The sequence below is a fragment of the Pseudoalteromonas aurantia genome (assembly GCF_005886875.1).
GTDB classification, from domain to species: Bacteria; Pseudomonadota; Gammaproteobacteria; order Enterobacterales; family Alteromonadaceae; genus Pseudoalteromonas; species Pseudoalteromonas aurantia_A.
Genome location: NZ_PNBY01000058.1, coordinates 35,021 through 47,955, shown reverse-complemented (window position 1 = coordinate 47,955; position 12,935 = coordinate 35,021). Strand labels below are relative to the sequence as shown.

Sequence of the window (12,935 nt, the reverse complement as noted above, 5' to 3'; positions counted from 1 at the left end):
TAGTGTAGTAGTAGCTTACTCGCCCTTGTAGTACTTTTTAATGTTCTTCCAACATTGCGCATAATTAGGCTGACGTTCTTTACCTTCAAGTGCATACTTGGTCGGTGAGATCACATATTTCGATTCGAACATAAACGCAAGGGTATTGTCGTAGCGCTGTGGTGCAAGATCAGCATTTGAGGCTTTTTCGAATACATCAGCCTCAGGGCCATGAGGTGACATGCAATTATGTAAGCTCATCCCCCCAGGTACGAAACCATGCTCTTTTGCGTCATAAACCCCCTCAATTAGCCCCATAAATTCACTCATAATATTTCGGTGATAATAGGGTGGGCGGAAAGTGTTTTCTGCAACCATCCAACGGGGAGGAAATATGACAAAATCGACGTTAGCAACGCCTTCAGTACCCGATGGTGAGGTCAGTACAGTAAAGATTGACGGATCTGGATGGTCGTAGCTCACGGTGTTTATAACGTTGAAACGTGATAAATCATATTTATAGGGTGCGCTATTTCCTGTCCAAGCAACCACATCAAATGGCGAATGACTAATATCACAGCGAAATAAGTTACCATTAAATTTAGCGACTAATTCAAAGTCACCTTCTTTATCTTCAAAAGCAGCAACGGGATACTGAAAGTCTCGCTCGTTGGTGTAACCATTTGCGCCTACAGGACCACGCTCAGGTAACACCATAGGGTGGCCATAGTTTTCACAAATAAAGCCACGTGCCTCATCATTTAACAACTCAACGCTAAATTTAATGCCGCGTGGAATAACCGCAATTTCACCGGGCTTAATGGTTAACTTGCCGCACTCAGTGTGCAGCAGTAATTCACCTTGTTGCGGTACGAACAGCATTTCGCCGTCTGCATTGTAGAAGTAACGGTCAGTCATGGTTTTGTTGATCACATATACATGAATACCAATGCCTGTTTGACTGTTGGCACTGCCATTCGCTGCCATTGTTACTAAGCCATCAACAAAGTCTGTTTGTTCTTTTGGAATATCGATTGGGTTCCAACGTAACATCGTCGGAGGAGTCGGTACCTCGGTGATTGGGGCTGAACGCAGCAAGCCATTATCTATGGCTTGATAGTCACCTTGTACAACCGAAGGGCGAATACGATAAAACCAGTTGCGACGGTTCTCAGCACGGGGGGCTGTGAACGCAGTGGTATTATATTGTTCAGCGTAAAGGTCGTATTTTATTTTCTGTGGTGAAAACTGACCAATAGGCAATGCGCCCGGCAGGGCTTCTGATTCAAACTGGTTTCCGAAACCAGTTAAATATTGATATTCGTGACTCATTCGTTCGACTCCTGTAGGTTTTCCTGTAAGATACTCTCACGTGAGAGTAATATCAAGTACCTCACAAAACTAACCTTGTAAATGATTTTGTACGTAAATAGGAAAAAGGTGGCATACGTGAACAATAAGACATTATTAAATATTAATGAATTTCTGCCTTATCAGCTTGTAGCCCTATCAAGCAAAGTAAGCGAGGACTTTTCTCACGTGTATATTGCTCATGGAGGGCTCACACAAGCCCAGTGGCGGGTACTGGCACATGTTGTAAATACACAAGGGCTGGGCAGCACCGCAAAGCAAATTTGTGAGTTAGCGAATATGGATAAGTCGACGGTATCAAGAGCGATAAAACAACTAGAAGAAAAAATGCTGATCCAGTTAACACAACATGAGAACGATAAACGCGCCATGGTAGTGACGGTCACGGATACTGGATGTGCCTTATATCAAGACATCACGCCGATGGCACTTAATTGGGAAAGTGATCTATTGTCATGCTTACAAGATGATGAACAAAAGCAGTTAAAAGGACTAATCTCGAAGTTATCGAGTTATATTGCCATTAAAGACTCGACAGATTAGCTCGTAGCGTTATGTTATATATCGTTATTTTTTAGTCGTCAAGATTAAAAGCACAAGGGTTAAAGCTTATAAAAAGAGCCGGCAGCGCAACCGAATGAATGCGTCTTAGTCACTTTTTAAGCCTTTGTTGTATTCCCCTTAGAAGTTATTAATAGACATGATGAGTCAAATACACCTAAGATTGTTCAAAGTACATTCGCGATTTCACCCCCTCAATTAGTGATTGTATATTAATGCTGGGCGTTTGCTATTTAAGACGCCTTTAATGGATTATTATGTAGCTCTATTATACGAGTAACGGTCTTGAGGTGGCTTAAAGCCATGTGAAAGGTTCGTGAAAATGGTCTGCCCTTTACTATCATGCTACCGCAAAACATAAGAGTTAATGTTGCATAGGAGTTGAGTTTTATAAATGATACTTTAATAATTTTAAGTGATATTCTTAATGAAATTTAAATTATAATAGCATTTCTTGTCTATAATGTTGGTTGTCGAATATACGCTTGGAAATATATTGCTTACTGCTCCATGCATATCATCTAAGGATGTTTCGTATAGTGGAGATATAGCACAGCAACAATGCTACTAAGATGGTTATTTAGGGGGGCGGCTATGTGCCCCATATGAAGGGTATAACATGAATATATACGCACTTTTTATTTTTATAGCGCCTTTGCTTGTCCCAATTATATTGTTCAAGGTGTTTGAGCTATCGGCTAGACAAACTTTCTTAGGTTTTATTGCTTACTATAACTTATGGTTGTACTTTTTGACCTTCAACTCAGTGAATTTATACCTTTCGACTTTTATATACCTTTTTGCTTGCACATTACTGTTGGCTATGCTGTATCGTCATAGTAAAAAAGAGTCATTTAATTTGAGCTCCTATAAATTAAACTTAAGTCTCTCTGGCGTTTTGCTAGTTGCGATAGCGTTCGAGTACGAAGGGTTGCAGTGGTTTTGTATTAATATACTCTTAATGCAATGCATTTGTTTTATTGTTGAATCGAGGCTGAGTAACAAAGCGCATGAGTCATGACAGTAAAGCCCACGCGTTTTATACGCATATATGACCTTCGTATGTGTAGTGGTAAATTAGCATTGCATATATACGTATTTTCTAAGAAGTTAAAAATCCTATGTGTCAATCGTAGCGTGGTACTGTTGTACAGGCCTGTTACGGTTATGTGTTATTAGTATTATTTGCACTCCCCTTTCTCGTATGTCATTCAGTATTATTGTGCACCTTAAAGTTGGTATTATCGATAAGTGCTCATCGAGGGCACATATAAGCCTAGGCGTAATTCCCCCAAAAAAATGAAACAGTTCATAAGTAGAACTTTCCATTAACTGAAATAGGAAAATTTACGATGAACAAAAGCAGTTAAAGACACTTATTTCAGAATTGTGGGCATATATCTGTAAGCATTTCACTGATTAATACACAGCATACAGACGTATTACTTTGGATAAAGTTAATTTCATAGGTTTAGATAATAAGATTTTGGAAAAGTTACTCGTTGGCGTAGCGAAATAATTACCTGGAGTATTTGGGCTATCGTATATTATAGCTCCCCAAGTGTTCAAACTAAATGATACGTTTGGGGAGAGGTACTTAATATTTCATTGTGAAGTTGGGATCTCGCGCCTAAAATTGTAGTTGAAATATATAAAACCTAAAACTTCAGGTGTGTTACTCGCGCTCAATTTTTGCCTTTCTATTAAAGAAAAGAACGTAAATGAGGCCAAAAATTATCCCCGGTACTGATATCAACACAACGTAAGGTGAAACGAGTATGAGTCCACTCAGTGCTGACGTTGGAAATAGAGATGTGCCAAAAACACAAATATAGTATAAAAAAGCAATGATTAATGTCGTTACCGATAGGTATGCTTTTAAAAAATGATAGCCAATCTGACTTTTTATATAAGTGGTGACTAAATAAGTAATGGCAATAGGAATCGCTTTAACACTAAGGTCTGCGATGGTAGCAAAAAAAAGGCTTGTAAAAGAGAGTTTGCTACTATTTCCCACTAAAAAACTCAACAAAGTAAAACCGGGTATGCTGATCAGCAGGGCAGTCATAATACTGATATGTATTATCTTTTTGTATTTGTTATTAGGTGCCATATATTCTTAAAATCCTTATTAAAAATAAAATAGATCACTGTTCTAAAAAATTTTATAGAATAGCGAGAACGAAAAAGATAGATACTTACCACTGTATCCATCAAGAGGAAAAGGCCCGCAGGTGCTGGCCTTCAGAGTTTATCTAATTTGCGTGTTAGATACTCTATTCTGTGTATTGTTACAAAAGTGCACTTAAATAGCGCAGTTAAGCGCACCCATTCATATTAGAAAGTGTAACGTATACCAATTTTAGCTTGCCATGCAGATGAGCCTTTAACTATTGTAGAGTAGTTACGAACATCTGAGCCTTTGTAACGCTGGTCGATAATTAATTTGTTGTTATCATCTAAGCCACCGAAGTCATACAGTTTTTGGTCTGCATATTGAATTTTCTTCTCAATACCCCAATCGCTGTTTAACAGGTTTGCGAAGTTTTCAACCATGAAATATATTTCGCCTTTATGACCTTTGTAGAAGCCAGGGATTTCTTGCTTGAAGCTCACATCCATGGTTGTAACCCAAGGTTGAGTGCCTGTGTTACGGTCGAGTAGCTGGCCACGTTCAGAAATGCCGGCTCTATTTAATAGCGTTTCGAGATCGCTCCAAGATAGGCCTGATTCATCCCAGTTTACATTAGCATCATCTGCACCAGTAGGGATGTAAGCTAAGTAAGCTGAAGTACTGTTGAAATCTCGGGTATCACCAAAGTCACCATCACGGAATGAGCCCATTGTATAGCTAAATGGACGTCCTGAACGACGCTCAAAGAACACGTTAAACTTAGATGCATAACCTTCGAATAACTCCACATTATAACGTAGATTAACTTTTAAACTATGCTCAACTTCATAGTGACCACGTCCAACTAGATCTACGTTACGGCTATGCGTTGTAGCGTGTTTGTAGTTACCATCGGCCGTTGATGCACTACCCGGCGCCACGTCTTCTACATCTTGGTGTGTGTAACTTGCAGAAACATACAGGCCGTTATCCCACTCTTTAGCTAATGCTGTAGAAAAGATGATTGAGCGTGCATTGTGTTCAGCATTCGTCATCATGATGTCATAGTTGTCTTTCAAATCACCAGTGTATTTATTGTCATAAATGATACGACCAGTCGCTGAGCGAACGATGTTACCATTTTCATCAAGCTTTGGTGTGATTGAAGTATTACGCCATACAGCTTCGTTCTCTTTATTGTGGTAGGCAAGTTCTGCGCTCCATTTAAAACCATCACCTAACAATTCAGAGTCAAAGTCGTATTCAAAGCCCACCTGAGCACGGATACTGGAAGGTAGCTCGAAGTTCGGATCTGTGTAGTTAGTACTACCAGCACCTTTTTCGAGAGAGTCTACTATTTGCCCAGGTACACGCGTGAAATCTACTTGCTCAACACCTGAAAAATAATCATTAATTTTGTTTTGAGAGGCGGTTACGTTTGTAATACCATCATTTTGGAATGGATTGTTAAACCAAACATTTGGAATACCACCTTGGAAGCGACCGATACCACCGTTAATTGTTAGTGATTCAGTTGCGTAGTACTTGAAGCTAACACGAGGTAATAAAATATCAACACCATCCAAGTTTTCTTGGTTAGTAAAGCCATAAGTATTTTGGAAAGCAGTGTTTAATGTTGGTTCATCATTTGACGATAGACGCTCATAACGAAGACCAGCTGTCATTTCTAAGTCATCGGTAGGGTAAAACTTATCTTCAACATATAACGCTAATTGAGTACGCGTTGCATCATATGCTAGATCATTTGCGTTACCTGTGTAAGCATTTGCATAAGTAAACTGGTAGTTATCTCTTCTGTCTTGATGAAGCTTTTTATTTTCAAAGTCTTCGATACTTCCAAACTTCCAAGAGCCTCTAGAATTTCTCGCAAACAAGTTATAAAGGCGCATGTTATCAAGCTGAGCACCGAAGTTAATCTCGTGGTCGCCAAACAGATAAGTGGCGTCAAAAGTCAGTGCAAGTGTTTCGGTTTCTGATTCGTTTTCATGACGGTTAGTGTCACGACCAAATTCAAAAGCATCGCCACGGCCGCCTTCACGATAAACTGTGATAGAACCTAAGTCATTGTTCGAAAGGCTATCATTAGTGACGTTTTTATAAGCTAAACCGAACTCAGAAGAAAAGTCATCAGACCAATCTGAATATAGTTTGGCTGCAAAGTTGTTGAACTTTGTTGTGTACTGGTAACGCTGAGAAGCCATTTTAACTTTAGACCCGCCAGTTGCAAAACCTCTCGTTTCCTCTTCGTCTTGCCATTGGTAAGTGAAGTCTGCACGGTGAAGGTCATTGATGTTCCAGCTAAGCTTGACAAGTAAGCTGTCGCTTGTATCTTCTGGATTATCACCGAAGCTGTCTTGCAGGCCATACGTGTTATTAAGCGTTGAAATAAAACGGTTGTAATCGCTTTCTGAAACATCGAATTCATGCGCTGTACCAGAGCCATCAAACCCGTAATCCATATCCATCTCTTGTTTCCAAGAGTTATAGTTTACGAAGTAAAAAAGGTCATCTTCAATGATTGCGCCACCGGTACTAAAACCAAGACGTTTTTCTGTGACAATTGGATCAGTGCTTGAGGTTTCGTATGTTTTGTGGCCGTCTGCATCTAGGACATTGTCACCTCTGCGGTGGATACGATCACCTGCTTCGTTGTAAACATCTTCTTTGTATTTTACTTCAGAAATATTGTCAACTTTACCGGCTAAGCTCGGTGTACTTGTTTCGTAAAAGCCAGTAAAGGTGTATTCGTTAGTACCAGACTTAGTAACTGCGTTGATTGTACCGCCACCAAAGTTACCCTTTCTAGCTGAGAAAGGTGAAGAATCTACCGAAATCTGCTCAACGGCATCAAGTGCGACAGGCGGTTGCGACGTAGGGTAGCCACCAAAATTAAGGCCAAAGTCATCGTTTTGGCCAATCCCATCAACGGTTAAACCATTTGTTCTTGGGTTTGCGCCAGCAATTGTCAGTTCGCCATTGCCGTTAATGCTTGCTAACGGATTTAAGCGGGCAACATCTTTAATATCGTTGTTGAAGCTCGGAACATTCGCAATGGTGTCGGCGCCAAATACACTGCTTGACCCACCCGCTTGTTGAACTAAACGGTAGCCAGTAACTTCAATTTTTTCTACTTTTTGTAGCGGTTGAAGTTGTGATATCAGACGGTGAGTGTCACCCAATTCAAGGAAAATGTTATCTAACTCAGTATCTGAGTAAGTATCTGAATCAAGCACTACGCGGTATGGACCACCAACGCGCAAGCCTTTTGCAATAAAAGTACCTGATTCATTGGTTGTAAATGTGCTTTTTGTGCCTGTTGGCTCGTGAATAACTGTAACTTTAACGTTTGCAGCAGCGTCACCAATGGGTGTTGTAATTTTACCACGCATTGCTGATGAAGTATCAGCAGCAAAAGCACTGACTGATACGCCAAGAGCTAGTGCTAAAGCGCCGGCCACTTTAGTTAAGCGAACGTTTTTCATTGTGTTGTTTCCCGTGTAAGGTTATTTAAAATTTCAAATACTGTGTGAATACTTTAGAAAGCTGTAACTTCGAAGTATTACCAGTTTTTTATAGTCTGTTGCAGTAAAGCAGATGTTTTTATCTACAACAGGTGTAATCAAACCCAGTACAGTAATTAGCCAATTTTAAATGGCGCATAAAATACGGCTAATGCCTTTATAGGTACATTAGCCGTATTATCTGTACTGAATTTTAAGAGTGAGTCATATCCTTGACTCGAAAAAATTAAAAGTCGTATTTAACCCCAAGGCGAATTTCATAAAGTGAGGGTCTCACCTCAAAGTCAGTGCCTGAAGGGTAATTAAACTCTTCAAAAACATATTTGCCATTGTCGTTAATTGATGCTGTCACGGCGTTTTGCATTGCACTACCTGTGTTTAACGTACCCCAGTTGTCGTTAAGCAGGTTACCTACGTTTTTAATAACAAAGAATGCAGAGCCTTTATGGCCATCGGCAAATCCACCAAATTCTTGTTCAACTTTTAAATCAAACGTGACCCACCAGTCGCCATCTTGTGAATTACGACCTTGAATGTCACCGCGTGTTAAGCCTTCACGTTCAACCCATTTGTCAAAGTCGGCTTTTTGGAACGGAACTTCTTCACCTTGGTCATTTGTGTGGAAACCATATTCAACTAATCCATCATTATCTCGAGGTACATACAATAGGTCGCGCTTGTTATCGGCATAACCAAACATACCCGTGTTATCGAATGTATAAGAGTAAGGATTGGTTTTAGCAGCTTGACCGAACAGGCTAAACTTGGTGTCTAACCCATCGATGAACTGGTGCTTATAAGACAGTGACATGGTGGCACGATGTGGGATTTCATAATTTGAGGTAGATACACCTGGGTTTTGCGGATCATGCGTAGCAATACCATGGAAGTTAGAGAATGCCACAGAGCTCGTCATCGGGTGAACATCATTCGATTTGGTATATGCATAAGAAAGAGCAATGTCGATACCGTTATCGAAAGATTTATTCATGCCAAATGATAAAACATGTGTGTATGCATCAGCACCTGAAACGTTAGTTAACAATAAGTCCGACTTACGAGAGTGGATGCTATCATTGTAAATAGGGCGTCCGTCTGGTGCTGTCTCATCACTTGCTAACGTTAAGTTGCGAATAAGCGCAGAGTCTTTTTTATCTGTATACAAATAATCTACAGTAAAGACGAAATCAGATTCAGTGACGTAAGTAGCCCCTAATGAATACTTCCACTCAGATGGTAGTTTAAAGTTAGGATCTGTCACATTTGTGCTGTCATCGGCACTGCCAGAGCCAACCGAGTTATATAGGTCTAATGGAATGTCGAATCCGGCTTTGCCACCGTTTACAAACGCGACTGCATCAGGGCCTAACAGTTGAACATTACGCGCACTTTCTTGGATGTTACGAACCCCATCGTTTGAATAACTATTAGAGATCCACACATTCGGGTTACCGCCAGAGTACAGACCGAAGCCACCACGAAGCTCTAATTGCTCATCGTAGATCCAGTTAAAACCAAAACGAGGTTGAATTAGGTCAACACCGTCTAGGTTCTGTTGGTTAGAGAAACCGAAACGCTCTTGAAAGTTAGGATTGTATGCTGGTACGTCGTCGCTGGTATACCAGTCATAGCGTAAGCCGGCTGTCAGTGTGATGTCGTAATCAATTAAATCGAACTTATCTTGAGCATATACTGTGTTTAGAGCATATTTGAACTCACCCGCTGCGTCTACCGGGTTGTGTGACGATGCATTACCGTAATAAACACGCGCGATACCATTCTCGAAGTCTTCAATGCTGCCAAAACGATGTTCACCTTCATTATGTTGCACGAACATATTGAATACGTCTAACTCTTCACGCTCATAACCGAATGATAGCTCGTGGTCATCAAGGTAATAGGTACCAGCGAGTTTGATTGACAGGTTATCATATTTTAGTTTGTTCGCTTGACGTGAATCATCCGGGCCAAGGTAAACGTCAACGTCACCTGTATCAATTCTAAACTCACCGAAACCTGATGTTCTATCTAAAGAAATCTGGCGGTTATCTAGCTCTGAATAGCCTATGCGTACTTCCGTTGAAAATACATCGCTCCAATCTGAATACAATGAGCTCACAAATGATTGTAACTCAGCTCCACGCTCGTAGAAGTGGTTAGACAATGAAATACGAGAAGAACCGCTGTCTGACTGAGAAAGTGTAAAGCCATCGTTATAGTTATAAACAAAGCTTGCACGGTGCTCGTCGTTGATGTTCCAGTCTAGTTTAACAAGAACTTTTTCATCTTCGACAGGCATACTTGGGACTAAAGAACCTGCATCGTAGCCATACTTATCTTGAGAAATTGCCGCAATTCGGTCAATTGTAGCTTGGCTTATTTTGCCGTTAGCCAACGGTGCATATTCAAATACTTGTGCGCCTTCTAATTTTTCATAGCTGGTAAATAGGAATAAGGTGTCTTCAACCAGTGGCATACCCAAGTTAAAGCCGTAACGTTTTTCGTTATAGTTACCTATATCTTGTGTTTTACCATCAATTTTATCGCCTGAAAGAGAGTCATTTGTGTAATCGAAAAAGACGCCGCCAGACAGTGTGTTGGTACCAGATTTTGTAACTGCGTTGATATTACACGAGGTAAAACCACCATATTGCACATCAAATGGTGCTAACTCAACGGCGACTTGTGCAATTGAATCGAAAGAGAAAGGCATGCGCTCTGTCGGATAGCCATTTCGGTTTAAACCGAAGTTATCGTTCATACGCATACCGTCAACCGTCAAGCTGTTAAAACGCGGGTTACCGCCGGCGCATTGAATGGCACCTGAGCTACTTTCATCAACATAAATACGTGGATCAGTACGAACAATGTCTTTTATATCACGGTTTATAGCAGGCTTTTCTTGCAAATCTGCTAGAGAGAAGTGTGTAGCAGGGCCTGTGCCACCAGATTGCATGGTAATAGGTCGACCAGTTACAACAATTTGTTCGATATCTTGTTGTAATTTAAGCTGTACGGTTACTGGATAGGTTTTACCTAATGACAAATAAATGTCTTCTACCAAAGTATCCTGAAACGAATCTGAATCAACAATCACTTGGTAAGGGCCACCAACGCGTAGGCCTTTTGCAGAGAAAGACCCACTTTCGTTGACTACTGCGGTTTTTACTGAGCCTGAAGGCGTGTGAATAATAGTTACTTTCGTACCAGCTGCAGGGTTGCCTTGTGGACCAACGATTTGACCTTTCATTGCTGAAGCTGTGTCGTTAGCAAATGCAGCGCCACTTGCACCAATACTTGCTGCAATAGCAAGAGACAGAGCTGTTTTGCGCAATAGAGTTTTCATTATGTTGTTTCCCGTGTTTTGATTGGTTTATTTTACAGCGACGACGTTAGAAGTCTTGAGTGCCTCTTTTAATGGCGCTGCGTTTTTGTCAAAAATTTGGTTAAGTAAGCCAGCCAGTCGTATACCACCTTGTTGCAAACGAATTCTTACGGTTGGCATGTACTTATAAATGTACCCATAACTTATTTCAGTTTCATTTAAGTTATATACTTTATCTGAAATATGATGGCTTTCTAATAGCCAGTCAGCCGGCTCACTATTAAGGTAATCACTTATAATCGTTTTATTTGACGTTTTTATGAATTCTGCAAACTCACTGTAAGATAGACGCTCATTTTCAATTAAGCGAGTGTCCCAGGTGGAGTGGAGGTTTGTTTTATCCCCAAAAAAAGTCACTTTGATCAAATTTCCGCCATGGTCTTCACCGCGACCGGCATGGAAAGGTTGATGGCTATCGCCAACTAAATGCACCAAAAAGCGTAACGCGAAGCGTTTTTCGTCAATTGATGTAGCGTCAGATTGAAGTGTGTTAATACCGTAATAGATACCATCGAGAATATTTTTTACTTGTTCTTTGGAATTGATTGAATGATCAATGTGAGAGTGCATTTTTGTCGCGTCTTTAACATTAATATAATGCCATTTTGTCGACTTTTTACGCCAGAACTCACTGTTGTTAGAGCGCATTTCATCAGCCCAAGTTGACACTTGTGCTAATGAACTTTCTTCAAGCAGGGGAGTCAAAGCTTTTACTGTGGCTGTTGTTAAGTGCTCTTCAGCAACCTTCCCAATAATACGGTGGCCGTTTTGCCCCCATGCGACAGCATTAAACGAACTAGATAGGGCGCCTACAAGTGCGATTACAGAGAGCTTTTTAACTAACATATGTGTTTTCTTCATTATTAAAAAATAGCCAACGACGGCTTTTCAATAAGGTCAATTGTCCGTATTTTTCAAGAAATAAAAAGGACTTAAAAAGATTCATAATTTCTTATTAATAAAGTATGCAATTCATAGGTTTATATTCATTTAGTAAATTTACTTATTGTAATGAGTAAAGAATATTGGTTTAATGAGTAAGTTGGCAATATAAGAATAAAATACTCTTGATACATAATAACATTTTAACTAATAAATCTACGATTGTTACATTATTGTTTCTATCCACCCTGATCAGCTGGCTATTAGGGGGAGCGCTTAGTCAATCTCAAATTCAAGATGTTGATCATGTATTGACACATTCTTATCAATGTCAAACTTCGTCTATTGCTAATAAATCAGTATTACGGGTGCATGTTCCTATAGAAAGACTTGCCGTCGCACTAAAAACCCCATTATGCACGAATAAAGTAGTTGCAAAACAGTATGGGTATGTTGAATTGTATTGGGGAGGCAATTTAGCTGAGCAAATTGAATTTCTAGCTAAAGGCGTTGCCGATGTTGTGTTAAGTAAAGAGAATGTCATGCAAGCATTAATGGCAGAGTCTACCCATAATTATCGACCAATTATTGGCTATCAAAACTACACTGCTTTTTTTATTTCGAATAAAGAAAAACCAAAATTGGATAAAGCCTACTTTTTAGATAAAAGAATCGGATTATTAGACTATCCAACGAGCCGTTCCGGTCATATTTTGCCAAAACAAGTGTTTAAAACTTTAGATATAGACTTAGATGCATTGGACATAGTCTATGCGAGCACCCACAAAGCATTGCGGGACAAACTTGCTCGTGGAGAAATTGACTTGATCTCTTCTTATTGGAGAAAAGATGATCAAAAACGTTTCTCTAATAATTATATTACCCCTATTAGTGGAGAGATTATCGGTAGTCGTTGGTTTTTGAAGATGAATGATGAAAATACAGATCTAGCATGTGAATTACAGTCTGTGATCAGTTTAATAGCAAAGTCGCAAAGCTCTTCCTACTTTGAATCATTACAAAATTACTGGCAATGTGTTTCATTACCCTATTACTTTGTTGAAGAGGGCTTGTAATGTCACACAGTAAGAACATAATTGTA

General features: G+C 39.9%; 7 protein-coding genes. 2 read left to right on the top strand and 5 right to left on the bottom strand.

Annotated elements, in window-relative coordinates; all coding sequences use genetic code 11:
- Positions 1 to 15: 15 nt before the first annotated feature.
- The gene (gene hmgA / locus CWC18_RS12265) at positions 16 to 1,311 is read right to left on the bottom strand and encodes a homogentisate 1,2-dioxygenase (RefSeq protein WP_138590312.1); all 1,296 of its coding nucleotides are present in this window, start codon (positions 1,309 to 1,311) and stop codon (positions 16 to 18) included.
- 117 nt (positions 1,312 to 1,428) lie between these two features.
- Between hmgA and CWC18_RS12260 the strand changes: the two genes are divergently transcribed.
- Positions 1,429 to 1,893, top strand: coding sequence for a MarR family winged helix-turn-helix transcriptional regulator (locus tag CWC18_RS12260; protein WP_249930113.1), 465 nt, complete (start codon positions 1,429 to 1,431; stop codon positions 1,891 to 1,893).
- 1,693 nt (positions 1,894 to 3,586) lie between these two features.
- Here the strand turns inward: CWC18_RS12260 and CWC18_RS12255 are convergent.
- The 4 genes from CWC18_RS12255 to CWC18_RS12240 all read right to left on the bottom strand — a co-directional run bounded on the left by CWC18_RS12255 (position 3,587) and on the right by CWC18_RS12240 (position 11,797).
- Positions 3,587 to 4,024, bottom strand: a complete 438-nt coding sequence (locus CWC18_RS12255) for a hypothetical protein (RefSeq protein WP_138675356.1) — start codon at positions 4,022 to 4,024, stop codon at positions 3,587 to 3,589.
- Positions 4,025 to 4,248: 224 nt separating this feature from the next.
- Positions 4,249 to 7,527 (bottom strand): TonB-dependent receptor, encoded by a 3,279-nt coding sequence (locus CWC18_RS12250; protein ID WP_138675355.1) that lies wholly within the window; start codon positions 7,525 to 7,527, stop codon positions 4,249 to 4,251.
- A 265-nt stretch (positions 7,528 to 7,792) separates the two neighbouring features.
- Complete coding sequence (locus CWC18_RS12245; protein WP_138675354.1) at positions 7,793 to 10,912, bottom strand: TonB-dependent receptor; 3,120 nt, start codon at positions 10,910 to 10,912, stop codon at positions 7,793 to 7,795.
- Between the two features lie 27 nt (positions 10,913 to 10,939).
- A complete protein-coding gene (locus tag CWC18_RS12240; RefSeq protein ID WP_138675353.1) occupies positions 10,940 to 11,797 on the bottom strand; it encodes a S1/P1 nuclease in 858 nt (285 codons plus the stop codon).
- 221 nt (positions 11,798 to 12,018) lie between these two features.
- Between CWC18_RS12240 and CWC18_RS12235 the strand changes: the two genes are divergently transcribed.
- Positions 12,019 to 12,909: a PhnD/SsuA/transferrin family substrate-binding protein gene (locus CWC18_RS12235; RefSeq protein WP_171041099.1), complete on the top strand. Its 891-nt coding sequence runs from the start codon at positions 12,019 to 12,021 to the stop codon at positions 12,907 to 12,909.
- The last annotated feature ends 26 nt before the right edge of the window (positions 12,910 to 12,935 follow it).

Coding starts and splice junctions, on each gene's coding strand:
- hmgA (WP_138590312.1), bottom strand. CDS start 1,311: ATGAGTCACGAATATCAATATTTAACTGGTTTCGGAAACCAGTTTGAA.
- CWC18_RS12255 (WP_138675356.1), bottom strand. CDS start 4,024: ATGGCACCTAATAACAAATACAAAAAGATAATACATATCAGTATTATG.
- CWC18_RS12250 (WP_138675355.1), bottom strand. CDS start 7,527: ATGAAAAACGTTCGCTTAACTAAAGTGGCCGGCGCTTTAGCACTAGCT.
- CWC18_RS12245 (WP_138675354.1), bottom strand. CDS start 10,912: ATGAAAACTCTATTGCGCAAAACAGCTCTGTCTCTTGCTATTGCAGCA.
- CWC18_RS12240 (WP_138675353.1), bottom strand. CDS start 11,797: ATGTTAGTTAAAAAGCTCTCTGTAATCGCACTTGTAGGCGCCCTATCT.